This is a genomic window from Saccharopolyspora sp. NPDC050642 (genome assembly GCF_040654735.1).
GTDB classification, from domain to species: Bacteria; Actinomycetota; Actinomycetes; order Mycobacteriales; family Pseudonocardiaceae; genus Saccharopolyspora; species Saccharopolyspora elongata.
The window spans coordinates 97,632-121,423 of record NZ_JBFAIN010000017.1 but is presented as its reverse complement, the minus strand read 5'-3'; the positions used below and the strand labels follow the sequence as shown (position 1 = coordinate 121,423).

At 70.7% G+C, this 23,792-nt stretch carries 19 protein-coding genes and 1 pseudogene; 15 read left to right on the top strand and 5 right to left on the bottom strand.

What is annotated here, in order from left to right:
• Positions 1-202 precede the first annotated feature (202 nt).
• From lpdA to AB0H93_RS25050, 4 genes are all read left to right on the top strand, one after another.
• The gene (lpdA, locus tag AB0H93_RS25065) at positions 203-1,663 is read left to right on the top strand and encodes a dihydrolipoyl dehydrogenase (RefSeq protein WP_358575570.1); all 1,461 of its coding nucleotides are present in this window, start codon (positions 203-205) and stop codon (positions 1,661-1,663) included.
• A gap of 22 nt (positions 1,664-1,685) precedes the next feature.
• Positions 1,686-2,786: a pyruvate dehydrogenase (acetyl-transferring) E1 component subunit alpha gene (pdhA, locus tag AB0H93_RS25060; RefSeq protein WP_358575569.1), complete on the top strand. Its 1,101-nt coding sequence runs from the start codon at positions 1,686-1,688 to the stop codon at positions 2,784-2,786.
• A 111-nt stretch (positions 2,787-2,897) separates the two neighbouring features.
• Positions 2,898-3,896, top strand: a complete 999-nt coding sequence (locus tag AB0H93_RS25055; protein WP_358302905.1) for an alpha-ketoacid dehydrogenase subunit beta — start codon at positions 2,898-2,900, stop codon at positions 3,894-3,896.
• Between the two features lie 25 nt (positions 3,897-3,921).
• Positions 3,922-5,187 (top strand): pyruvate dehydrogenase complex dihydrolipoamide acetyltransferase, encoded by a 1,266-nt coding sequence (locus AB0H93_RS25050; RefSeq protein ID WP_358575568.1) that lies wholly within the window; start codon positions 3,922-3,924, stop codon positions 5,185-5,187.
• 121 nt (positions 5,188-5,308) lie between these two features.
• Here AB0H93_RS25050 and AB0H93_RS25045 read toward each other — a convergent pair whose 3' ends face one another.
• Positions 5,309-6,700 carry an aspartate aminotransferase family protein gene (locus AB0H93_RS25045; RefSeq protein ID WP_358575567.1) on the bottom strand — a complete coding sequence of 464 codons (1,392 nt, stop codon included), beginning with the start codon at positions 6,698-6,700 and terminating at the stop codon, positions 5,309-5,311.
• Between the two features lie 139 nt (positions 6,701-6,839).
• Here AB0H93_RS25045 and AB0H93_RS25040 point away from each other — a divergent pair.
• A pseudogene (locus AB0H93_RS25040) lies at positions 6,840-7,238 on the top strand (aldehyde dehydrogenase family protein); the annotation flags it as partial.
• 24 nt (positions 7,239-7,262) lie between these two features.
• Here AB0H93_RS25040 and AB0H93_RS25035 read toward each other — a convergent pair.
• Together AB0H93_RS25035 and AB0H93_RS25030 are read right to left on the bottom strand one after the other, a co-directional pair.
• Entirely contained in the window at positions 7,263-7,757 is a 495-nt protein-coding gene (locus AB0H93_RS25035; protein WP_132492105.1) for an Lrp/AsnC family transcriptional regulator, read from the bottom strand.
• 49 nt (positions 7,758-7,806) lie between these two features.
• On the bottom strand, positions 7,807-8,835 hold the full coding sequence (locus tag AB0H93_RS25030) for an iron-siderophore ABC transporter substrate-binding protein (protein WP_358575566.1): 1,029 nt from the start codon (positions 8,833-8,835) through the stop codon (positions 7,807-7,809).
• A 205-nt stretch (positions 8,836-9,040) separates the two neighbouring features.
• On the opposite strand from AB0H93_RS25030, the gene AB0H93_RS25025 reads away from it, so the two are divergent.
• From AB0H93_RS25025 to AB0H93_RS24990, 8 genes are all read left to right on the top strand, one after another.
• Entirely contained in the window at positions 9,041-9,259 is a 219-nt protein-coding gene (locus tag AB0H93_RS25025; protein ID WP_132492109.1) for a hypothetical protein, read from the top strand.
• Between the two features lie 79 nt (positions 9,260-9,338).
• The gene (locus tag AB0H93_RS25020) at positions 9,339-10,106 is read left to right on the top strand and encodes an EI24 domain-containing protein (RefSeq protein WP_358575565.1); all 768 of its coding nucleotides are present in this window, start codon (positions 9,339-9,341) and stop codon (positions 10,104-10,106) included.
• Positions 10,107-10,142: 36 nt separating this feature from the next.
• Positions 10,143-11,456 carry a M20 family metallopeptidase gene (locus AB0H93_RS25015; RefSeq protein ID WP_358575564.1) on the top strand — a complete coding sequence of 438 codons (1,314 nt, stop codon included), beginning with the start codon at positions 10,143-10,145 and terminating at the stop codon, positions 11,454-11,456.
• Between the two features lie 195 nt (positions 11,457-11,651).
• Entirely contained in the window at positions 11,652-12,629 is a 978-nt protein-coding gene (locus AB0H93_RS25010) for a LacI family DNA-binding transcriptional regulator (protein WP_358575562.1), read from the top strand.
• Between the two features lie 49 nt (positions 12,630-12,678).
• A complete protein-coding gene (locus AB0H93_RS25005; RefSeq protein ID WP_358575560.1) occupies positions 12,679-13,386 on the top strand; it encodes a M50 family metallopeptidase in 708 nt (235 codons plus the stop codon).
• Between the two features lie 46 nt (positions 13,387-13,432).
• A complete protein-coding gene (locus AB0H93_RS25000; protein WP_358575559.1) occupies positions 13,433-14,335 on the top strand; it encodes an oxidoreductase in 903 nt (300 codons plus the stop codon).
• A 146-nt stretch (positions 14,336-14,481) separates the two neighbouring features.
• On the top strand, positions 14,482-15,291 hold the full coding sequence (locus tag AB0H93_RS24995; protein WP_358575557.1) for an SAM-dependent methyltransferase: 810 nt from the start codon (positions 14,482-14,484) through the stop codon (positions 15,289-15,291).
• 89 nt (positions 15,292-15,380) lie between these two features.
• Positions 15,381-17,540, top strand: a complete 2,160-nt coding sequence (locus AB0H93_RS24990) for an EAL domain-containing protein (protein WP_358575556.1) — start codon at positions 15,381-15,383, stop codon at positions 17,538-17,540.
• 64 nt (positions 17,541-17,604) lie between these two features.
• Here the strand turns inward: AB0H93_RS24990 and AB0H93_RS24985 are convergent, their stop codons facing one another.
• Positions 17,605-19,050 carry a hypothetical protein gene (locus AB0H93_RS24985; RefSeq protein WP_358575555.1) on the bottom strand — a complete coding sequence of 482 codons (1,446 nt, stop codon included), beginning with the start codon at positions 19,048-19,050 and terminating at the stop codon, positions 17,605-17,607.
• A gap of 143 nt (positions 19,051-19,193) precedes the next feature.
• On the opposite strand from AB0H93_RS24985, the gene AB0H93_RS24980 reads away from it, so the two are divergent.
• Together AB0H93_RS24980 and AB0H93_RS24975 are read left to right on the top strand one after the other, a co-directional pair.
• Positions 19,194-19,823 carry a DUF305 domain-containing protein gene (locus tag AB0H93_RS24980; protein ID WP_358575554.1) on the top strand — a complete coding sequence of 210 codons (630 nt, stop codon included), beginning with the start codon at positions 19,194-19,196 and terminating at the stop codon, positions 19,821-19,823.
• 184 nt (positions 19,824-20,007) lie between these two features.
• Positions 20,008-22,158: a WD40 repeat domain-containing serine/threonine protein kinase gene (locus tag AB0H93_RS24975; RefSeq protein WP_358575552.1), complete on the top strand. Its 2,151-nt coding sequence runs from the start codon at positions 20,008-20,010 to the stop codon at positions 22,156-22,158.
• A gap of 183 nt (positions 22,159-22,341) precedes the next feature.
• Here the strand turns inward: AB0H93_RS24975 and AB0H93_RS24970 are convergent, their stop codons facing one another.
• A complete protein-coding gene (locus AB0H93_RS24970) occupies positions 22,342-23,544 on the bottom strand; it encodes a cytochrome P450 (RefSeq protein ID WP_358575551.1) in 1,203 nt (400 codons plus the stop codon).
• Positions 23,545-23,792 lie beyond the last annotated feature (248 nt).

The window sequence follows — 23,792 nt, the reverse complement described above, 5'->3', positions numbered from 1 at the left end:
CTCGAGTACTGTCGGTGATGATCGCGTTACATGTTGTGTGTGTCACGCGTGGGAATGTGCGGTTTGCACATCCGTTGTCCGAGAAGTCTGGGCGAGCGGGCATAGCGCGGGAGTGGTCGTGCTCACGACACTCACAGTGAGAATTGCCCGCTCGATCCGGGCTTTCCGTAACCGGCGCGTGCAGTCAAAGGAGCACAGCGAAGTGCAGGAGTTCGACCTTCTCGTGGTGGGCGGTGGCCCCGGCGGATACGTCGCCGCGATCCGGGCCGCGCAGCGCGGCCTCGCGGTCGCCGTGGTGGAAAAGGAGCGGCCCGGCGGGGTCTGCCTGAACTGGGGCTGCATCCCCACCAAGGCGATGCTGCGTTCGGCCGAGGTGTACGAAACCGTGCTGCACGCGGCCGATTTCGGGGTGAACGTCGAGAACGTCACCGTCGACTACGACGCGATCACGCGTCGCAAGAGCGCCGTCGTCAAGGGCCTCACCGACGGCGTCGCCGGCCTGCTCAAGAGCAACGGCGTCACCGTGATCAACGGCCACGCCCGGTTCACCGGCCCGACCACCGTGGACGTCTACGCCACCGGTGAGTCGCCGCTGGGCGCCGACGGCCCGCGCTACGCCGCCGAACCGGCCGGCGCGCAGCCCATCGAGCAGGTCAAGGCCCGCGACGTCATCATCGCCACCGGCTCGGTCCCCGTGCAGCTGCCGCTGCCCGGCGCGGACCTGCCCGGCGTGATCACCTCCGACGGCGCCTTCGGCCTCACCGAGGTGCCGAAGCGCATCGCGATCATCGGCGGCAGCGCGGTCGGCGCCGAGTGGGCGACCCTGTTCGCCACCCTCGGCAGCGAGGTCAGCATCATCGAGATGCAGAAGACCCTGGTGCCCGCCGAGGACGTCGAGGTCGGCAAGGCGCTGGGCCGCTCGTTCACCAAGCGCGGCATCAAGGTGCTCACCGAGGCGACCGTGTCCCGCGTCGACCAGGCCGCCGACGGCCTGAAGGTCACCGTGGACGGCGCCAAGCCGCAGCAGATCGACGCGGACGTGGTGCTGGTCGGCGTCGGCCGCAAGCCCAACACCGCCAACCTGGACCTGGCGAAGACCGGCGTCGCCACCAGCGAGCGCGGCTTCATCACCGTCGACGACAAGCTGCGCACCAACGTCGAGCACGTCTACGCGATCGGCGACGTCACCGGCAAGGCGCTGCTCGCGCACGTCGCGTCGCACCAGGGCGTGGTCGCCGCCGAGACGATCGCCGGGCACCACGCCGCGATCGACTACAACGTCATCCCGGCCGCCACCTTCACCCACCCGGAGATCGCCAGCGTCGGGCTCACCGAGGCCAAGGCGATCGAGGCCGGGCACGAGGTGGTCGCCGCCAAGTTCCCGTTCGCCGCGCTCGGTCGCGCGCAGAGCTACGGCGACACCGAGGGCTTCATGAAGATCGTCGCCGGCAAGAAGTACGGCGAGGTGCTGGGCGTGCACATCATCGGGCACTCCGCCAGCGACCTGATCACCGAGGGCGCCCTCGCCATGGCCCTGGAGGCCACCCTCGACGAACTCGCCGAGACCATCCACGCGCACCCGACCCTGGGCGAGATCGGCATGGAGGCGGCGATGTCCGCGCTCGGCCTGCCGGTCCACGTCGCGCCGCCGAAGAAGCGCTGAGCGAACGAGAAGGGGATCTGTGATGGCACAGACTGCTACCCGCACCAAACCCGCCACTCGCGCCGCCAAGTCGCGCCGCGCCGGTTCGGTACGCGGCTCCGGCGGCGGACGGTTCGCCGGTGAGTCGCCGGAGCTCCTGAAGGACTACTTCTACGAGATGACCCTGATCCGCCGCTTCGAGGAGCGCGCGGCCCAGGGCTACACGCAGGCCAAGATCGGCGGCTACTGCCACCTCAACCTCGGCGAGGAAGCCACCGTCGTCGGCCTGATGCGGGCGCTGCGCAAGAGCGACCTGCTGTTCACCAACTACCGCGAGCACGGCTACGCGATCGCCAAGGGCATCGAGCCCGGCCGCGTGATGGCCGAGCTGTACGGCCGCACCACCGGCACCTCCAAGGGCTGGGGCGGCTCGATGCACATGTTCGACGTCGAGGCCGGGCTGCTGGGCGGGTACGGCATCGTCGGCGGGCAGGTCCCGCTGGCCACCGGCGCGGCGATGGCCATCGACTACCGCGGCGGCGACCAGGTCGTGATGTGCCAGATGGGCGACGGCACCACCAACATCGGCGCCTTCCACGAGGCGCTGAACATCGCCGCGCTGTGGAACCTGCCGGTGGTGTTCGTGGTGATCAACAACCAGCTCGGGATGGGCACCACGGTCGACAAGTCCTCCGCCGAGCCGGACCTGTTCAAGCGCGCCGCCGCCTACCGGATGCACGGCGAGCGGGTGGACGGCAACGACGTGCTGGCCGTCCGCGACGCGGCGACCCGCCTGGTCGAGGAGGCCCGTGAGAACGGCCGCCCGGCGCTGCTGGAGGCGGTCAGCGAGCGGCTGAAGGGCCACTCGGTGGTCGACCCGGCCAAGTACCGCAGCGAGGACTCGATCGAGAAGGCCAAGCAGGCCGACCCGGTGGCGAACTTCCGGGCCGAGCTGATCGAGGCGGGCATCCTCGACGAGGACGCCGCCGTGGAGATCGAGCGCAAGGCGCAGGCCGAGGCCGACGCGGCGGTCGCGTTCGCCGACGACAGCCCGCACCCGGACCCCTCGACGCTGTTCGACTACACCTACGCCACCCCGGTGGCCAACGACTCGCGGCGCCTGCCGGCCGACCCGGTCTTCTGAGGCTTCTGCCCCGCGAATTCGCGACACCCCGCCACAGATCCCGTGGATCTCCCCGACGCCAATGGAGAGATCCACGGGGTTCACCAATGCTTTTGTGCAGGAGAAAAACCCTTGGCCGTCATCTCTTATCGCCAAGCGTTGCACGACACGCTTCGCGAAGAAATGCTGCGCGATGAGGACGTCTTCCTCATCGGCGAGGAAATCGGGGTCTTCGAAGGCTCCTACAAGATCACCGCCGGGCTGCTGAAGGAATTCGGCGAAAAGCGCGTGCGCGACACCCCGATCGCCGAAGAGGGCTTCGTCGGCGCCGCGGTCGGCGCCGCCATGCTCGGCCTGCGGCCGGTCGTCGAACTGATGACGATCAACTTCTCGTTGATCGCGCTGGACCAGATCGTCAACCACGCGGCCAAGATCTACGGCATGTTCGGCGGGCAGACCAGCGTGCCGATGGTGCTGCGCACGCCGGGCGGCGGCGGCCAGCAGCTGGGCGCCACCCACTCGCAGAACATCGAGCTGTACTACGCGTTCGTGCCGGGCCTGAAGGTCGTCGCGCCGAGCACCCCGGCCGACGCCAAGGCGCTGCTGCTGGCGTCCATCCGGGACAACGACCCGGTGCTGTTCCTGGAGAACCTCGCGCTGTACAACACCAAGGGCGAGGTCCCGGACGTCGTCGAGCCCGCCGAGATCGGCAAGGCGAAGGTGACCAAGCAGGGCACCGACATCACCATCATCGGCTACTCGCGGATGGCCATGGTCGCCCAGCAGGTCGCCGAGAAGCTGCAGGCCGAAGAGGGCATCAACGCCGAGGTCGTCGACCTGCGCAGCCTGCGGCCGCTGGACCGCGACACCGTCGTGGAGTCGGTGCGCAAGACCGGCTGCGCCGTGATCGCCGAGGACGACTGGCTGACCTACGGCATCGGCGCGGAGGTCGCGGCGTCCATTTCGGACGGTGCATTCGACTACCTGGACGCCCCGGTGCGTCGCGTCGCTGCGGCGGAGGTCCCGCTGCCCTACGCCAAGCCGCTGGAGCGGGCCGCACTGCCGTCCGCCGAGTCCCTCACGACCGCTGTCCACCAGACGCTGGACGCCGTCGGCCGCCGTCGCCGCTGAGGCCTGTGCTCACCCGAGGAAGACCATGACTGAGATTCAGATGCCGAGGCTCTCCGACACGATGGAGGAGGGCGTGATCTCGACCTGGCGCAAGAACGTCGGCGACCAGGTCAGCCGCGGCGAAGTGATGGCCGAGATCGAGACCGACAAGGCCATCATGGAGCTGGAGGCCTACGACGACGGGGTGCTGGAGAAGATCCTCGTCGAGGCGGGAGCGACGGTGCCGATCGGCACCCCGATCGCGATCCTCGGCGACGGCTCCGGTGCCGCGGCGGAAGCCGCCCCGGCCCCCGCGCCCGCCGCTGCGGCTCCGGCCGCCGAGGCCCCGGCCGCTGCGGCCCCGGCCCCGGCCGAGCCCGCCGCCGCTCCGGCGCCCGCCGTCCCGGCCGCGCCCGCCGAGCAGGGTGCGAAGCCGAAGGCGTCGCCGCTGGCGAAGGCGGTCGCCAAGGAGAAGGGCGTGGACCTGTCCACGGTGCAGGGCACCGGCCCCGGCGGGCGGATCATCCGCGCCGACATCGAGGCCGCCGCCTCGGCCGCCCCGGCCGCCGCTGCTCCGGCTCCCGCCGCCGCGCCGGCCGCCGCTCCGGTGGTGTCCAATGAGGACGTCGAGGAGATCCCGCTCAGCAACATCCGCAAGGTGACCGCGAAGCGCCTGACGGAGAGCAAGCAGCAGGCCCCGCACTTCTACCTGACCAGCGCCATCGACGTCACCGACCTGATGGCGTTCCGGGCGACCCTCAACGAGCGCCTGCAGGCCGCGGGCGGCCCGAAGGTCAGCGTCAACGACCTGATCGTCAAGGCGGTGGCGACGGCCCTGCGCGCCAACCCGGCGGTGAACGTCTCGTTCGCCGGCGACAAGATGCTGCAGCACAAGCGCATCAACCTCGGCGTCGCGGTGGCAATCGACAACGGCCTGGTCGTGCCGGTGATCAAGGACGCCGACCGCAAGAGCGTCTCGGAGATCGCCGCGGAGAGCCGGGAGCTGGCCGGGCGGGCCCGCGAGGGCAAGCTGAAGCTGGACGAGATGTCCGGCGGCACCTTCTCGATCTCCAACCTGGGCATGTTCGGCATCGAGCAGTTCAGCGCGGTGATCAACCCGCCGGAGGCGGCGATCCTGGCGGTCGGCGCGGCCCGCGACGAGGTGCAGGTGCGCGACGGCGAGTTCGTGGCCCGCAAGATCCTGCGGGCGACGCTGTCGGCGGACCACCGGGCGGTGGACGGCGCGGTCGGCGCGGCGTTCCTGCAGCTGCTGACCGGGCTCCTGGAGGACCCGATCCGCATCATCGCCTGACGATCGGCGACGACTTGGGCCCCTTCCGCGACGACACGGTCTCTCGCGGAAGGGGCCTTTTCACGCCCGCACGAGCCGACGGGAAAGGGCGCCTTCCGGTGTGGAAGGCGCCCTTTCGTCGTCAGAGCTCGGCCTGGGCTTCGGTGAGGACCGCGCGGAGGATCTGCTCCACCTCGTCGAAGTGCTCCTGGGTGGAGATCAGCGGCGGGGCCAGCTGGATCACCGGCTCCGCCCGGTCGTCCGCGCGGCAGTACAGGCCGGCTTCGAACAGGGCGGGGGAGACGTGGCCGCGCAGGACGCGTTCCGCGTCTTCCGCCGTGAAGGTCGCCTTGGTCGCCTTGTCCTTCACCAGCTCGATGCCGTAGAAGTACCCGGCGCCGCGGACGTCGCCGACGATCGGCAGGTCCAGCAGCTTCTCCAGGGTGGCGCGGAAGTTCGCCTCGTTGGCCCGGACCCGGCCGTAGAGGTCCTCCGACTCGATGAGGTCCAGGTTGGCCATGGCGACCGCGCAGGCCACCGGGTGCCCGCCGTAGGTCGAGCCGTGCGTGAAGCTGCTGCCGTCGACCAGGAACGGCTCCATCAGCCGCTCGTCGGCGATCATCGCGCCCAGCGGCGCGTACCCGGAGGTCAGGCCCTTGGCGACGGTGATGATGTCCGGCTGGTACCCGTAGCGGTTGGCGCCGAAGTCGTGCCCGAGCCGGCCGAAGGCGCAGATAACCTCGTCGGAGACCAGCAGCACGTCGTGCTCGGTGCAGATCTCCCGCACCCGCTGCCAGTAGCCGGGCGGCGGCGGGAAGCAGCCGCCGGTGTTCTGCAGCGGTTCCAGGAACACCGCGGCGACGGTCTCCGGGCCTTCCCGCTCGATCGCGCGGGCGATCTCGTCGGCCGCCCAGGCGCCGAACGCCTCGTAGTCGTCGGCGTGGACCGGCGCGCGGTAGAAGTTGGTGTTGGGCACCTTGATCGCGCTGGGCACCAGCGGCTCGAAGTCCTGCTTGGCGCCCGGGATGCCGGTGATGGACAGGGCGCCCTGCGAGGTGCCGTGGTAGGCCAGCGAGCGGCTGATCACCTTGTGCTTGTTGGGTTTTCCGGTCTTCTTGAAGTACTGCTTGGCGAGCTTCCAGGCGCTCTCCACGGCTTCGCCGCCGCCACCGGTGAAGAACACCCGGTTGAGGTCGCCGGGGGCCTGGGCGGCGACCCGCTCGGCGAGCTCCACCGCGCTGGGGTGCGCGTGCGACCACAGCGGGAAGTACGCGAGCTGCTTGGTCTGCCGCGCCGCCGCCTCGGCCAGTTCGTCGCGGCCGTGCCCGACCTGGACCGCGAACAGGCCGGCCAGGCCGTCGAAGTAGCGCTTGCCGTGCTCGTCGTAGACGTAGGGACCGTCGCCGCGCACGATCACCGGGATCTCGGTGTCGGCGTAGCCGCTGTGGTCGGCGAAGTGCAGCCACAGGTGGTCGCGGGCTCGGTCGCCGAAGGTGCGGGCGCCGGTTGCGGCGGGCTTGTCCGTCGCGCTCATGATCAACCTCACGCTAATCGGTGTATGCGGAATCCATTGTACTGAGTGTCATGGACAACGGAAAGCGTTGTAAATACCATCTACGGCGATTGATCTAGTGGTCAAGTGCAGTCGATCAACGGAAGAGGTGTCGCGTGGCGGCTCCGTGCGCGCCGGCGTCGAGGTCGCCGGATCGGCGGCGCAGGACCTCAAGCGCGTGCACCTGGAGCTCGGCGGCAAGGCGCCGGTCGTGGTCTTCGCCGACGCCGACGTCGCGGCGGCCGCGGAGGGCATCGCCGCCGCGGGCTTCTTCAACGCGGGCCAGGACTGCACGGCGGCGACCCGCGTGCTGGTGCAGGAAGGGCTGCACGACGAGTTCGTGGCGGCGCTGACCGAGCAGGCGCGCGGCACCCGGACCGGCCCGCCCGGCGACGCCGACGCGGACTACGGCCCGCTGAACAGTGCCGACCAGCTCGCGAAGGTGGCCGGGTTCATCGGCCGGCTGCCCGATCACGCCGTCGTCCACTGCGGCGGATCACGGGTCGGGGAGCGCGGGTTCTGATGTCCAGCCTGGGGTGAGGCCCTACCGGGTGCCCCAGGCGTAGGTCTGCTTGCGGAGCTTGAGGTAGACGAAGGTCTCGGTGCCGGTGACGGCCTCCAGGCTGCGGATGCGGCGGTTGATCACCTCCAGCAGCTGGTCGTCGTCCCGGCACACCACCTCGACGAGCAGGTCGAACGAGCCCGCCGTGATCACGACGTACTCGATCTCCGGCAGCTCCGCGAGCCGGTCCGCGACCTCCTGCACGTCGCCGGACACGGTCACGCCGATCATCGCCTGCCGCAGGAAGCCGAGCTGCAGCGGATCGGTGACCGCGACGATCTGCACCATCCCCGAGTCCAGCAGCCGCTGGACGCGCTGGCGCACCGCTGCCTCGGACAGGCCGACGGCCTTGCCGATCGCGGCGTAGGACCGCCGGCCGTCCTGCTGCAGCTGTTCGATGATCCGCTTGGACAACTCGTCCACGTGGACGGGCGATTTCGCGTCCGGCGAGTCCTGCTCGTGGGGCTTGCGTGTCACAGCGACGTATCGTTGCCGCCGCGCGGGCCGGGTGCAAACCCGGGGTCCGTCAACTCAGCGCGTCGACCAGCTTCGGCGCCAGCCGCTCCAGGGCGAACGGGATGCTGGAGACGGTGGCCGAACCCAGCGCCATGGTCAGGTCGTAGTCGTCCAGCAGCACCAGGGAGCCGCGCTTGGCCGCTGGCAGGTTGTTCAGCAGCGGGTCCTTGCGGACCGCGTCCACGTCGGCGGCCTTGGCGGTCGTCACGATCACGACGTCCGCGTCCAGCAGCCCCACCTGCTCCTTGCTGACCTTGACGTTGAACTTGCCGCCGCTGTCGAGGTTCTCGATGGCCGGCGACAACCGCAGCCCGAGCTGTTCCAGCAGCGCGGTGCGGGCGTCCTGCTTGGTGTAGGCGGCGTAGGTGCCCGCCGAGTCGGTGCGGACCGTCACGTGCGTCTTGCCCTCGAACAGCGGGTTCGCCCGGCGGGTCTGGTCGATGCGCTCCTGGGTGTCGGCGAGCAGCTTGGCGACCTCGGCCTGCTTGCCCAGCGCCTGGCCGATCGTCTCCGCCTGCACCCGCCAGTTCACCCCGTAGTCGATGGAGTTCGGCGGCTGCGCCACCACCGGGTTGAAGGTGCTGAGCCGGTTGTACTGCTCCTGCGTCAGGGCGCTCTGCAGCGCGATCATGACGTCCGGGGCGAGCGCGATGACGCCTTCCACGTCGACCTCGCTGCCGAACACCTTGGGGCGCTGGCCGCCCAGGAACGGCTCCGCCCACGGGCCGACGCCGCTGTCCCACGGGCCCCACTTGGTCAGCCCGGCCGGGATCACGCCCAGCGGCAGCAGCACGTCGTGGTCGGTGATGCCCAGGGTGACGAGGCGCTGCGGCGCGGCCTTGATCTCCGCCGCGCCGTACCGGTTCGGGATGTTCGCCGGGAATCCGGGCCCGGCCTGGGCGTTGCCGGTCCCGTCCGGTCCGCCGGAGCCGCCGCAGGCCGTCAGCCCGGCGGCGAGTCCGGCGGCGAGCACGCCGGTCGTGCCGATCAGGAAGCCCCGACGGCCGAACCGGGCACCAGCTGCTGGGGGAGGCGTCATCACCGAAGTCCTTCGTCGTCCGGTTCGGGCCGACCGCCCGAAGTTCTGGCAAGAAAGGCTAACCTAAGTTGACCTCTTCCGGTCGGGCAACCGCGGACCGCGGCCCGGTGAGACGGATCACCGAAGGTCGTTCGCGGGGTATGGTGTACGGGGAGAGATCGCACGTGCACCATGCGTGAACAGCCGCGGGGATGCTGGAGCCGCCATGAGTGACGATGATGTTTTCGGCCGTCGCTGGGTGCTCGCCGAGGACGAGCTGCTGAGGATGCTCTGGCGCAGCCACGCCGGGGAGAACCCCGACGTCCTGCTGGTGGAGCTGCACGCGAACCACCAGGAGGACCGCCGCAATCCCGGGCCGGCCGACGGTCGGCGGCCCCGGTCGGTGCCGCACCCGCGGCGCAACCGGCACCGCGTGGCGCGCTGATCCGTCGTTTCCCGTCCGGCCGCCGAGCCGCGGCCGATACGGTGGGCGTCGATCGCCACCGCACGGGAGACCAATCCTGATGAGTTCGTTCCTCTCCGGTGTCCGCACGCTCGGCACCGGTTTCGGCATCATCCTGCGCAATCCGAAGCTGCTGTTCCTCGGCGCGCTGCCGGCGCTGATCAGCGCCCTGCTGCTGCTGGGCGGCCTCGGCACGCTCATCTACTTCACGCCCGACCTGGTCAGCTGGATGACGCCGTTCGCCGACAGCTGGGGCGACGCCGCCCGCCAGGCGCTGCGCATCCTGGTGGGCGTGGCGCTGGTCGGCGCCGCCGGACTGCTGGCGTCGGTGTCGTTCATCGCCGTCACGCTGCTCATCGGCGGACCGTTCTACGAGCACATCGCCGAGCAGGCCGAGCAGAAGCTCGGGCTGGACGCCTCCGACGACGGCGCCGGTTTCGCGCGGCAGCTCGGCCGCGGCGTGCGGGATTCGCTGAAGCTGGTGGGCGTGGCGCTGGTCGGCGCGATCGTGCTGTTCGGCATCGGGTTCATCCCGGTGGTCGGGCAGATCGCGGCGCTGGTGCTGGGCGCGTTCTTCGGCGCGTGGCTGGTCACGCTGGAGATGGTCGGCCTGGTGTTCCAGCGGCGCGGCCTGACCTTCCGCGACCGGCGCCGGGCCCTGCGGCAGTACCGGGCGGTGGTCTTCGGCTTCGGGCTGCCGACCTACCTGCTGTGCCTGATCCCGGTCGCGCAGCTCGTGGTGATCCCGTCGGCCGTCGTCGGCGGCACGCTCCTGGCGCACCGGGTGCTCGGACCGGTTCCCCAGCAGGACGGCGCCGCGCGGCGGTGATTCGCCGCGCAACACGTTCGGCCTAAAGTTCGGGGTGTGACACAGCCTACGCAGCCCGATGACTCCTACCTCCGCGCCGTTTCCGCTGCTACCGAGCGGGCGGTGGCCGCCGCCGAGCCGATCCGCTCCGAGTTCGCGGGCGCCGACGAGGCATTGCGCGCCGACGTCGAGCGATGGGTGGACGACAACGCCGACGATCTCGTCGCGCTGAGCCGGGACCTGCACGCGCACCCGGAGGAGGCGTTCGCCGAGCACCGGTCCGTCGCTCAGGCCGCCGAGCTGTTGCGGCGCCACGGGCACGACGCCGAGGTCGGCGTCGGCGGGCTGGACACCGCGCTGCGCGTCGAGGCCGGCGGCGACGGCCCGCACGTCGCGGTGCTGGCGGAGTACGACGCGCTGCCGGGCATCGGGCACGGCTGCGGTCACAACATCATCTGCTCGGCGGCCGTCGGCGGGTTCCTCGCCGCCGCCACCGCGGTGTCGGCGACCGGCGGCCGGGTGAGCCTGGTCGGCACGCCGGCCGAGGAGGGCGGCGGAGGCAAGGAACACCTGGCCAGGGCAGGGCTTTTCGACGACGTCGACGCGGTCGTGATGCTGCACCCGTTCTCCCACGACATCGCCGCGCACCCGTTCCTCGGGCGGCGCCAGCTGGAGGTGGTGTTCCACGGTGTCGCCGCGCACGCCGCCGCGCAGCCGTTCATGGGCCGCAACGCGCTCGACGCGGTCGTGGCGACGTACCAGGGCGTCGCGGCGATGCGGCAGCACATGCCGTCGACGGACCGGGTGCACGGGATCATCACCGACGGCGGCAAGCGGCCCAACGTCGTGCCCGACCGCGCCGCGGCGGTGTTCTACGTCCGGTCCGCCGAGCCGGGCTCGTTGCAGGACCTCGCCGCCCGGATCGAGGCGATCGCGCACGGTGCGGCCTCGATGACGGGCTGCGGCGTCGAGCTGAACTGGGACAACAACCCCGCTTACCTGCCGATCCGGCACAACGACGCGCTGGCGGCCCGTTGGGCGCAGCACCAGGCCCGGCGCGGCCGGACGTCCCTGCCGCGCGGCGTCGTCCCGGAGTACCTCACCGGCTCGACGGATCTCGGCAACATCAGCTACCGGCTCCCGGCGATCCACCCGATGATCGGCCTGGGCGACCCGAACCTCGCCCTGCACACCGAGGAATTCGCCGCCGCGGCGGCGACCCCGGCGGGCGACCGGGCGGTCCTCGACGGCGCGATCGGCCTGGCTCTGACCACAGTGGACTACCTGGCCGACGCGGATCTCCGGCGGGCGGCCCGGGACGAGTTCGAGGCCGCGGGAGGCGCCTTGGACGTCGCCACCTACTTCGGCTGACCGGTCACCGGCCGGCGAGGAGCGCGTCCGGCCGGCATTCGCCGACCCGGTCCGGGTCGCTGGTCAGCACCGGCATCCGGCCCGTGGAATCGGTTTCCGCGAATCGGCGGAATCGAGTTCGGGAATCCCCGATCCTGTGGAGAAAACAGCGCGAAATCGATTACGCTCCAGGCGGTACGAGACCGAGGAGGTGGCGTGGGCGTCACGATCCACGACGTGGCGGCGCGGGCCGGCGTGTCGGTCGCGACCGCGTCACGCGCCCTGTCCGGGCAGCGCGGCGTGCGAGCGGAGAACCGGGAGAAGGTCCTCGCGGCCGCGCGCGAGCTCGACTACGAGCCCAACGTCGTCGCCGCGTCACTGCGCAGCCGCACCACGCACACCATAGGCATGGTCGTGCCGCGCATCGGCAACCCCTTCTTCGCCACGCTCGTCGAATCCGTGGAGAAGCAGCTGCAGGGCGGGCAGCGCAGCCTGCTGCTCGCGAACTCGCACTACGAGCCGGAAACCGAACAGCGCCAGGTCCGCGCGCTGCTGGATCGCCGGGTCGACGCGCTGATCATGATCCCGTGCCACCGCGAACGCAGCGGCGAGGTGCTGGCGGCGGCCGCCGCGCGGGTTCCCGTCATCCAGCTCGACCTGCGGGTGGACGGCTTCGCGGGCAGCTGGGTCGGGGTCGACAACGAGGCCGGGATGAGCCAGGTCGTGCGCCACCTGCTGGGGCTCGGCGCGAACCGCCTGGTGTTCGTCGGATCGCGGCCGACCGACTCGTCGGCGCAGGCCCGGCTGGACGGTTTCCGGCGCGCCGCGGGCGACGGCGCCGACGTGCTGCTCGGCGACTTCAGCAAGGAATGGGGCCAGCAGGCCGGCGAGCGCCTGCTCGCACAAGGCTCGCTGCCGGACGGCATCGTGTGCGGCAACGACACGATCGCCCTGGGTGTGCTGAGCGAGCTGGCGCGGCGGGGCGTCCGAGTGCCCGAGGACGTCCGGGTCACCGGCTTCGACGACATCCCGTACGCCGAACTCGCCCAGCCCGCGCTGACCACGGTGCGGCAGCCGCAGGAGCAGATCGCGGCGGAGACGGTCCGGGTGCTGGGGGCGCACCTGGCCGGCGACGAGGGCGCGTCCCGCAGCGTCGCCATCGCCCCGGAGCTGGTCGTCCGCGCCTCCGGCTGAGCGGCGGCTACGCTGGGCCGCGGTCTGTCGCCGACCTTGGGTGTCTACTGTGGACGATTTAGTGCGGGAATGGTCCGCGCAACTGCTGGATTCGGGCAACGTCGCCGCGCTGGTCGCGGGCGTGCTCTCGCTGCTCCTGGTGCTCAGCCGCAACACCTGGCTGCTGCTGCGCAACGTGGTGACGATCGCCCACGAGGGCGGGCACGCGGTGGTCGCGCTGCTCAGCGGGCGCAAGCTGAACGGCATCCGGCTGCACTCCGACACCTCGGGGCTGACGGTGTCGACCGGCAAGCCGACCGGGCCGGGCATGGTGTTCACGCTGCTGGCCGGATACCCGGCGGTGTCGCTGCTCGGGCTCGGCGGCGCGTGGCTGGTCACCGTCGACCTCGCGCACGTGATGCTGTGGGCGTGCATCGCGCTGCTCGTCGCGATGCTGCTGGCCATCCGCAACGCCTACGGCGTGCTGTCGATCGTGCTCACCGGCGGCGTGATCTTCGCGGTGTCCTGGTTCGCGACGCCGGCCTGGCAGGCGCTGTGCTGCGCGTTGTTCAGCTGGTTCCTGCTCTTCGGCGGCCTGCGGCCGATCGCCGAGCTGCGCCGCAAGCGCTCCGGCGGCCGCGCCCCGAACTCCGACGCCGACCAGCTCGCCCGGCTCACCGGGCTGCCCGCCGGGATCTGGCTGGCGACCTGGTTCCTCGCCGGGCTCGTCGCCTTGGTGATCGGCGGGACCTGGCTGCTCCTGATGCCGCAGATGTGAGCAACGGCTTGTTGCCGTGGCCGGGGTTTTCTAGCAGCATCGCGGCGTGACGAGTGCTTCGACCGCCCTGGGTGGAAAGTTCCCGCTGACCGCGGAGTTGACCGTGAGCCGGCTCGGTTTCGGCGCGATGCAGCTGGCCGGGCCCGGCGTGTTCGGCCCGCCCGCCGATCGCGAGCAGGCGATCCGGGTGCTGCGCCGCGCCGTGGAGCTGGGCATCGACCACATCGACACCAGCGATTTCTACGGGCCGTGGGTGGTCAACGAACTGATCGCGGAGGCGCTGCGGCCCTACCGCGACGGGCTCGTGCTGGCCACCAAGATCGGCGCCTACCGCGACCACGAGGCGGCGTGGCTGCCGCTGAACCACCCCGACGCGCTGCGCGCGCAGGTGCACGACAACCTGCGTCGCCTGCGGCTGGAGACCCTGGACCTGGTCTACCTGCGGCACACCGTCGACCGGGGCATCGCGCTGGCCGACCAGCTCGGCGCGCTGGCGGAGCTCCGCGAGCAGGGCCTGCTGCGCGCCATCGGACTGTCCAATGTGTCCGCCGCGCAGTTCGAGGAGGCACGGCGGCACACCGAGATCGCGTCCGTGCAGAACCTCTACAACGTGGTGAACCGGACCTCGGCCGACCTGGTCGAGCAGACCGCGGCGGCCGGCGCCGCGTTCGTCCCGTTCTTCCCGCTGGGCTCCGGTTTCGCCGACAGCCGCGCCCGCCAGGACGACGTGCTGCGCGCGGTCGCCGAGCGCCGCGGCGCGACCCAGGCCCAGGTGTCCCTGGCCTGGCTGCTGCAGCGCTCGCCGAACATCCTGCTGATCCCGGGCACCTCCTCCCTCGGCCACCTCGAGGAGAACACCGCGGCCGCCGGTGTGGCGCTCACCGCCGAGGACGTCGCCGAGCTGGACGCCCTGGTCGCCGACGGCGAAACCCTCGAAGAGGCGCACTGACGCTCACCGCGGCTGCCTGCGCGATCCTGCACCTGCAGCCGATCTCGATCGATACGGATGGTCGCGGCATGGTCACGCCCGTCAAGCTGTTTGGTGTCACCCAGTAGTCTGGCCGACACGTAACGGCGCGAGAAGTGAGGCGAACCGTGACCGAACAGGCGACGTGGGTACCCCAGGATGTCGACGAGGAGATCCCTAGCGCGGCGCGGCTCTACGACTACTTGCTGGGCGGCGCGCACAACTTCGCCGCCGACCGGGTGTTGGCCGAGAAGTTCCTGTCCGCACTGCCCAGCGCGCGCGACGTGGCGCGGCTCAACCGGGCCTTCCTGCGGCGCGCCGTGGTCCACATGGCACAGCAGGGCGTGCGGCAGTTCCTCGACGTCGGCTCCGGCATCCCGACCGTGGGCAACGTGCACGAGATCGCCCAGGCCGCCGACCCGCACGCGCGCGTGGTGTACGTGGACTACGAGTCGGTCGCCGTCGCGCACAGCCAGCTGCTGCTGGATGGCAACGACAACGCCACCATCATCCAGGCCGACCTGGTCGAGCCGGGCGTGATCCTGGAGCACCCGGAGACCCGGCGGCTGCTCGACTTCGACGAGCCCATCGGCCTGATCATGGCCGGGGTGTTCCACTTCGTGTCGCACGAGCTGGACGCCCCGGCGATCATCGCCCGCTACCGGGACGCGCTGGTGACCGGCAGCTACCTGGCTCTGTCGCACTTCACCGCCGACATCAGCCCGGACGAGATGGCCGGTGTGGTGGAAGTCATGCGGCGCAGCTCGGACCCGATCCACACCCGCACGCACGCGGAGATCACCGAGCTGTTCACCGGATTCGAGCTGGTTGAGCCGGGTGTCGTCGGCACCGCGCTGTGGCGGCCGGACCGGCCCGAACGGGCCGCCGACGAGCCCGGCGGCTCGCAGATCTACGCGGGGGTGGGACGCAGGCTATGACAGGTCACGGGGGGCGTGGCGCTGATTTCCGATGATGCTAGGAAGGTGTGCGACCAGGGCGATTCGCCGAACGTTGACGGACGGGTGAGATGAGCGACGGAACTCCGGACGCCCCGCGCGGGATGCCGGACGTGCTGGACCCGAAGCGGTACGACGCCGACTGGCGGGCCGAGGTGGCGCGCCGCTGGGCGGCGGAGCTCAGCACGGCGTCCTACATCCCGCTGGCCCGCGAGACAGTCGAGGAGACGCTGCAGGAACTCGTCGACCGCGTCGTCGGCGCCCTGGACGATCCGTCCGCGGTGGACGAGGTGGGTCGCACCGTCGGCAGCAGGCTGGTCGAGATGCACGCCACCGGCGAGGACAGCCTGCCGCTGAGCCTGAACCTGCTGCGCGACGAGCTGGTCCAGCTGCCCGGGAACGACGCGGTGCGCCGGATCCTCGGGCTGGTCACTGCGGTCGCGGCCGGCTACGCCGCCGCCGACCGGGAGAGCACCTTCGTCCAGCAGGAGACGCTGAAGAAGGCGCTGCTGCGCTCGAAGCTGAAGGCCGACCGGGAGCTCGCGGCCAGCGAGGCGCGATTCGGCGAGGTGTTCACGACGACGCCCATCGGGGTCGCGATCTGCGACCTGGAGGGGAAGTTCGTCCAGGTGAACCCGGCGTTCGAGAACACCCTGGGCTACCAGGCGCACGACCTGGCGGCGATGACGATCCACGACCTGTTCCACCCCGACGACGCCGAATACCTGGCGGCCGCCTACCGCGAGCTCGCCGAGGGCGGCAGCTCGAAGCGGCTCGGCGACCGCAAGCGCCTGCAGCACGCCACCGGCGAGGAGGCGTGGGTCTACCTGGCGGTGTCGGTGCTGCGGGGCGCCGACGGCGCGCCGCGGCACTTCGTCACGATGGTCGAGGACATCACCGAGCTGCACCTGCTGCAGGACCGCTTCCAGTACCAGGCCCTGCACGACGCGCTGACCGGGCTGCCGAACCGGCAGTTCTTCCACACCCGCCTGGAGACGGCGCTGGCGAACCTGCCGGGCGACACCCGGCTCGCGCTCTACCACCTCGGCCTGGACGGCTTCGAGCTGATCAACGACGGCCTCGGCTACGAGGTCGGCGACCGGGTGATCAAGGCCGTGGCCCGGCGGCTGGAGCAGCTGGTCGAGAACGAGGAGGCGATCGTCGCGCGGTTCGGCGGCACCGAGTTCGCGATCCTGCTCTGGCAGCAGGAGAAGACACCGCCGGTGACGACGTTGACCCAGCAGATCAACGACCTGCTCGCGGAGCCGGTCTACATCGGCGACGACCAGGGCATCGCGGCGTCGGCCGGGATCGGCGTGGTGGAGCGGATGGCGGCCGACGCCGACGCGGCGAACATGCTGTGGGCGGCGGACGTCGCGCTGCGCCGCGCGGAGGCCGCGGGCAAGCGGCAGTGGGCGCTGTTCGACCCGGACACGGCGCCGGAGGAGCGGATCGAGTCGAAGCTGGCCGCGGTGATGCCCGGCGGGCTGGAGCTCGGCGAGTTCGAGGTCCTCTACCGGCCGCTGGCCCGCATGGACAACGGTGCGCTGGTCGCGCTGGAGGCCGAACTCCGCTGGGAGACGAGCGAATACGGCACCCTGGAGCACGGCGAGTGCCAGCGCCTCGCGGAGCGCTCCGGGGTCACCCTGTCGCTGCGGGACTGGATGCTGGAAACCGCGTGGCGGCAGCTGTGCGAGTGGCACACGGCCGGGTACCCGGTGCAGCTGCAGCTGTCGCTGAGCCCGAACCAGGGTCAGGACCCGGACCTGGCGGCGGTGATCCACCGGGTGCTGGACTCCTGCGACATCGACGCGACCTGGATGCGGCTGTGCATGCCGCTGGCCGCGATCAGCGGCGACCACGAGGAAGCCCGGGACAACGTCCGCTACCTCAACAGCCGCGGCATCAAGACCTCGCTGCACAGCTTCCGCGGCTCCGCAGACGAACTGCGCCTGCTGCGCGACCTCCCGGTCGACTCGGTGCGCCTGTCCGACGACCTCGTCGACCTGGTGCACGCGGCGGAGTCCGCGGACGTGCCGGAGGTGCAGGCGATCCGGGCCCTGGTGCCGCTGGTCGACGCCTGCGGAGCCCGCCTGTGGGTGGACGGGATCGACACGGCGGAGCAGGCGGCCATCTGGCGCGAGATGGGCTGCGAGGTCGCCGCGGGAGCCCACTTCGGAGACCCGCTGTTCGCCTTCGACGTCCCCGACTTCCTCGGCGCGAAGGACTAGCCCGGGAACGTGGAACGGCCCCCGCCGGAGGTTCCGGCGGGGGCCGCATCACGTCGCTACCGGCTCAGTTCTGGTACACCGGCTGGGTTTGCGGGTTGAACTCCTCGAAGCGGACCTTCTTCGCCGGGTCCGTCCGCTTGTCCTTGATGTCCAGCACGTCCAGGCCCTCCTGGATGCCGCTGGAGTAGATGTAGCCGTTGTAGTAGTACGCCGACCAGGCCCCCGCCGTCTGCAGCTTCGCCGGGTCGAACGCGCTGCGGTCGAAGAAGCCGATCTCCTCCGGCTTGGTGGAGTCGGTGAAGTCCCACACCGACACGCCGCCCTGGTACCAGGCCTGCACCATGATGTCGCGGCCGTCGACCGGGATCAGCGAACCGTTGTGCGCCACGCAGTTCTCGGTGTCGGCCTGGTGCCGCGGGATCTTGAAGTAGTTGCGGAACTCCAGCTTCGAGTCCGCGCCGGAGCCGACGATGTCGTAGACGCCGTTGGCGCCGCGGGTCGGGCCGGTCGCCTCGTTGCAGGTGGCCGCGCTGCCGCCGCCGAGCTCGTCGGTGAAGACGACCTTGGTGCCCTCGTTGTTGAACGTCGCCGAGTGCCAGAACGCGAAGTTCTCTTCGTCGCGGACCTGGTTGATCACCCGCGGCTGCTCCCGGTCGGAGATGTCCAGCAGCACGCCGTCACCCATGCAGGCGCCGGCGGCGAGGTCCTTCTCCGGGAACGCCGTGATGTCGTGGCAGCCGGTGGTCGCGCTGGTGTCCGGCGTGCCCGGGTTGCCGCCGTCCGGGAACAGCACGGGCGCGTCCACGATCACCGGTTCCGCCGGGTTGTCCAGCGGCACCTTGATGATGGAGATCTTGTCGTGCGGCGGCTGGCACTTCGGGAACTCCGCCCGCGGGCCGTACGACGAGATGTACAGGTACACCGCCTCGCCGGCCTTGTCCGGCACCAGGGTGTGGGTGTGCGAGCCGCAGTCGGTGGCGATCGCCGACACGTAGCGCGGCTTGGCCGGGTCGCTGATGTCGAAGACCTTCATGCCCTCCCAGCCGTTGGGGTCCTTGGCGTCGGTCTTCTCGCTGGTGCACGTGTTGTTCGTGCGCGGGTAGTCGGTGGAGACGAACAGCAGGTCGCCGGAGACGGAAACGTCGCCCTGGCCGCCGGGGCAGAGGACCTGCGTGACGATCTGCGGCTTCTTCGGGTTCTTGATGTCGTAGACGACGAAACCGTCGTAGTTGCCGACGTACGCGTAGTCCTGCTTGAAGGCGATGTCGGTGCCGAATGCTTCGAGCGTGTTGAACGGCGCCTGCTTCGGCAGGTTCGTGACGTGCTCGATGTTCTCGCTCTTGCTGACGTCGCCGGCCGGCGCGGCGACGGTCTGCGCGGAGAGTTCCTCGGGGCCGTTGTTCGGGGGCGTCGCCGCGGATGCCGGGGCGAGCGCTAAGCCGAGAGTCAACACTCCGAGCGCGGCGCCCAGCACGCGCAACCTTCCCCTGGGGCTCGGTTTCAAGACCATCCACTCCCATGCTCGTCGCTGCCCTGAGTCCGGGCAGTCGAAATGGGCGGTACCGAGTACCGCTGGAGATCAGTATTGTTATGTCCGGATCGTGGCCCTATCGGCCAATTGGCCGCAATTGCCTGCAACACGAGGAGGAATCGATGCGCCGGTTAACAGCCGCGTTGCTTCTGGCGGTGGGCGCGCTGGCCGGTTGCGCGACGGAGCAGGCGTCGCCGCCGGTGGTACTGCCGGGTGCGCCGGGCGACCAGCCGCAGGTGGTGGCGAGCGTGGCGCCGGAGCGGAGCACGCCGGTCGAGGTCGAGGCGGACTACGTGCGCATGATGATCGCGCACCACCAGCAGGCGGTGGAGATGACGTCGCTGTCCCCGGAACGCGTGCAGAATCCCAAGGTTCGCGCGCTGTCGGAGCGCATCGGCGGCGCGCAGGGCCCGGAGATCGGCGCGATGCAGGGCTGGCTGGCCACCCGCGGCCTCGACGAGCAGACCGGCCACAGTGGACACAGCGGCCACGGCGGCGGGCACGATCACGCGAGCATGCCGGGCATGGCGACCCCGGAACAGCTGGCGCAGCTCGAGAAATCCAAGGGGGCGGACTTCGACCGGCTGTTCCTGCGGCTGATGATCGCCCACCACGAAGGCGCCCTGACGATGGCCACCGACGTCATGGCAGGCGGCCTGGACGAGCAGGTCCACGCGATGGCCCAGGACGTCCTGGTGACCCAGCAGGACGAGATCAACACCATGCGAGCCCTGCAGGCCGAAGTGGGCTGAGCCGCCCTGTCCTAATTGGGCGGACGGGGTCGCGCAATGCGCCGTTCCGCTTCCAGGCAGGGGGCCTTCCTGGGAAGATCCATGATCTGGATCCGCGCGATCCTGGAGAGGGGATCATGACAGGCGATGCGATGTCCGGCGGTGTTCCGGCCGCCATTTCGGCACTGACTGGAACGGGGTCGTCGTGCGGCCGTTAGGTCTGTCGGGCCCGCGCGAGGTCGGGCAGTACCGGGTGCTCGCGGAGCTGGGCCGGGGCGGGATGGGACGGGTGCTGCTGGGAAGCGGCCCCGATGGCCGGCTGGTCGCGCTGAAGCTGGTGCACGAGCAGTTCGCCGAGGACGACGGGTTCCGGGAGCGGTTCCGCCGCGAGGTGGAGGCATCTCGCGCGGTGTCCGGCGCGTACACCGCCGCGGTCATCGATGCCGACCCGGACGCGCCCACGCCGTGGCTGGCATCGGTTTTCGTGCCCGGTCCCTCGCTGCACGAGACGGCTGCGGCCATCGGTGCGCTGCCGGAGGATTCGGTGCTGCGCTTGGCCGCCGGGCTGACCACCGCGTTGGTCCAGATCCACCGGGCCGGGCTGGTGCACCGGGACCTGAAGCCGTCCAACGTGCTGCTCGCCGACGACGGTCCCCGGGTCATCGACTTCGGCATCGTCCGGGCCGTCAACGGCGACCGGGCCGGCGACCTGACCCGGGCCGGCTGGCTGGTCGGCTCGCCCGAGTACATGTCTCCCGAACAGGCCAAGGGCGAGCAGGTGACCTCGGCCAGCGACGTGTTCTCCCTCGGCTCGGTCGTCGTCGCGGCCTGCACGGGTGCCAGCCCGTTCACCGACACGGCGACCCTGCAAACCCTGAACAACGTCGTGCAGGTCGACCCGGACCTCTCCGGGGTTCCCGGCGCGGTCCGGCGCATCGCCGAGCCGTGCCTGGCCAAGGACCCCGCCGCGCGGCCGACCCCGGCCGAGCTGCTGGAATCGATCGGCCAGATCGCGCCGTCCGCGCGGCCGTGGCCCGCCGGGGTGCACCGGTTGATCGCGCAGCGCAACGCCGACATCGCCCGGCTCCTCGACGCGTCGCAGGCACCGACGGCGATCACCGGCACGCCGACGGTGGTGTCCACCCGGGTGGACACCGGTCCGACCCGCCAGGCCACCGCCGAGGAAACCCCGCCCACGCGCACCGAGCCGACGGCCGACCGGTCCGGGGGGAGTGCCCGGCGGCGCTCGCTGGGCCTCGGCATCGCCGCCGTCGCGCTGGCGCTGGTCGGCGTCCTGATCTGGGCGCTGCAGCCGCCGCCGCAGGTCGCCGCGCCGCCGCCGCAGGTTCCCCAGGTCGGTTCGATGGCCGCTGCCGTCCCGGCCCGGCGTCTGTTGTTCAGCCCGGACGGCCGGACCCTGGCGACCGTCCACCAGGACAGCACCGTGCAGCTGTGGAATGTCGCCGAACAGCGTCAGGTCGGCCAGATCATCGGCCCGCTCGACGGTCTGAACGACCTCGTGTTCAGCCCGGACGGCCGCACCCTGATCGCCGCGATCTACGCCGACGCCAACGGTTCGGTGCGCCAGTGGGACGTGGCCAGCGGCGCCCAGGTCGGCCAGCACCCGATCGTCGGGGTCGGCGAACTGGCCGAGTGGTCCGAGTGGCTGGTGTTCAGCCCGGATGCCCGCTACCTGGCCGTCGGCTACGAGGACAACGAGGAAGGGGACGAGGCCGTGGACCTCGTGCGGCTGTTGGACGTGGCCAGCGGTCAGCCGATCGGCGATATCACCGTCCGGAACGAGGGGTACAGCGGTGGTCCTGGGATCACCTTCAGCCCGGACGGCCGCACCGTCGCGATCAGCGTGCAGTGGTCCGACGAGTCCGGGTCCGAGAACGACGTCAGCGCCGTGATCCTGTGGGACTTGGCCAGCCGCCAGCAGATCGGCGACCCGATCAGCCTGCCCCGGGCCGAGAGCCTCAGCACCACCGCGTTCGGCCCCGACGGCCGCGTCCTGGTGACCGTGGGCACGGCCACCGAGACCACGTCCGACGACGAGACCGAGAGCACGTCCACCGAAACCAGCTGGCTGCGGTTGTGGGATCTGTCCAGCCGCAACCAGATCCGCCAGCCCAGCGTCATTCCGGACGGCTCCTGGCAAGTGCCCAACCCGGACGGAAGTGTGCTCGCCATCGTGGACAACAGCACCGTGCGGCTGTGGAACGTGCCCGGCAACGAGCAGATCGGCTCCTCGATCGACCGCATCACCACCATGTCGTTCAGCCCGGACGGTCGCACCCTGGCAACCGCGGGTGAGGACGGCGTAGTGCGACTGTGGAGCATCCCCGCCAGCTGACCTGGGCTTCGAGTGGGACAAATTCGATGGCTGCGGTGTGCGGCGAAGAACTCAGTGCTGCTCGGCGAGGGGAGACCGATCCGGGTGTAGGCACGGCTATGTGCGCATGATGATCGCCCGCCACGAGGTGCCCTGGTGCAGGACGTCCTGGCCACCCCGCGGGCCGGGGTGGGCCGAGCGGGCTCACCACTCGACCCGGAGCTGGTGCAGGCCCCGGACGAGACCGCCGGTCTTCCAGGACAGTTCGGCGTCGGTCATGCGCAGTTGCGGGAAGCGCCGGGCGAGTTCGCCGAGCCCGATCTCCAGCTCGATCCTGGCCAGCTGCGCGCCGAGGCAGCGGTGGATGCCGTTGCCGAAGGCCAAGTGGCGGTTGGGCAGGCGGGCGGGATCGAAGTCGTCGGGAGCGTCGAACACCGCGGCATCGCGGTTCGCCGAGCTCAGCGAGACGAGCACGGTGTCACCCTCGGCGATGGTCACCCCGCCCAGCTCGACCGTCGCGGTGGCGACCCTGGGGAAGGCCACCTCGTAGCTGAACAGCGGGAGGTAGCGCAGCAGCTCGTCCACCGCGGGCCCCGTGAGCTCGGGGTGCTCGATCAGCCGGCGCCACTGGTCGGGGTGGTCGGCGAGCAGCATGGCCACCGAGTTCGCCAGCTGGTTCTTGGTGGTCTCGTGCCCGCCGATCAGCAGTGTGAATCCGAGCGTCACGAGTTCGCCCTCGGTGAGCCGGTCGTCCTCGTCGCGCGCCGCGATGAGCAGGCTGAGCAGGTCGTCGGTGGGGGTGCGGCGCTTGTCGGCGACGAGTCCGGCGATGTAGCCGCCCATCCGCGCATACCCCGCCTGGACCTCCTCGGGCGGCAGCCCGGTCACGGTGAGGATGCGCTCGGTCCAGTCCTGGAAGTCGTCCCGGTCCTGGTGGGGCACGCCGAGCATCTCGCAGATGATCTCGATGGGCAGCGAGGCGGTGAAGTGCTCGATCAGGTCGACCGGGGGTGTCAGCCCGGCGAGCCGGTCCAGCAGCCGGTCGGTCACTTCCTTCACGCGCGGCCGGAGCTGTTCGATCTGCCGGGAGGTGAACACCTTCGCGACCAGCTTGCGCAGCCGGGTGTGCTCCGGTGGGTCGGTGGCGAGGATCTGCTCCGGCGGCAGCTCGAAGTTGCCCACGCGGGGGATGCCCGGGTCGATGGCGCGGGCCAGGCTGAACCGCGTGTCTAGCAGCACGGCGTTGACCTCGGCGTAGCGGGTGACGAGCCAAACCGGCCGACCGGACAGCAGGACCCTGGTCATCGGCTGCTCGTCGCTCAGCCGGACCAATCGTTCGTGGTGGTCGCTGCTGCCGTCCGCGGTGGTGAACGGGAAAACCGGGAGTTCGCTCTCGGTCGCGCGCACAACGCCTCCTGGGGAGGGATCTGACCGGCCCGGTCGCGCGCGGACCTGGTGGAGCCGTCCGGAGAGGAACCGGTCCGGCGGAACCTTGCCGGTGGCTGAACTCTGGGGACCTCGGTGGTTTCCGCTCGGTGCGGCACCCACCACCAGCAGGCTATCGCCCTGCTGAGCTGTCGTCGATCAATTTAGAATGGCCAGAACCGTTGCCCCGACAGGACGAACCTGTGGCAGCTGACCTGTCCTGGCGATCA

Excerpts from the sequence above, each read along its gene's own strand:
- AB0H93_RS25020 (WP_358575565.1), top strand. The coding sequence starts at position 9,339 with ATGAGTTCGTTCCTCTCCGGTGTCCGCACGCTCGGCACCGGTTTCGGC.
- pdhA (WP_358575569.1), top strand. The coding sequence starts at position 1,686 with ATGGCACAGACTGCTACCCGCACCAAACCCGCCACTCGCGCCGCCAAG.
- AB0H93_RS25030 (WP_358575566.1), bottom strand. The coding sequence starts at position 8,835 with ATGACGCCTCCCCCAGCAGCTGGTGCCCGGTTCGGCCGTCGGGGCTTC.
- AB0H93_RS25050 (WP_358575568.1), top strand. The coding sequence starts at position 3,922 with ATGACTGAGATTCAGATGCCGAGGCTCTCCGACACGATGGAGGAGGGC.
- AB0H93_RS24985 (WP_358575555.1), bottom strand. The coding sequence starts at position 19,050 with ATGGTCTTGAAACCGAGCCCCAGGGGAAGGTTGCGCGTGCTGGGCGCC.
- AB0H93_RS24980 (WP_358575554.1), top strand. The coding sequence starts at position 19,194 with ATGCGCCGGTTAACAGCCGCGTTGCTTCTGGCGGTGGGCGCGCTGGCC.
- AB0H93_RS24990 (WP_358575556.1), top strand. The coding sequence starts at position 15,381 with ATGAGCGACGGAACTCCGGACGCCCCGCGCGGGATGCCGGACGTGCTG.
- AB0H93_RS25025 (WP_132492109.1), top strand. The coding sequence starts at position 9,041 with ATGAGTGACGATGATGTTTTCGGCCGTCGCTGGGTGCTCGCCGAGGAC.
- AB0H93_RS25045 (WP_358575567.1), bottom strand. The coding sequence starts at position 6,700 with ATGAGCGCGACGGACAAGCCCGCCGCAACCGGCGCCCGCACCTTCGGC.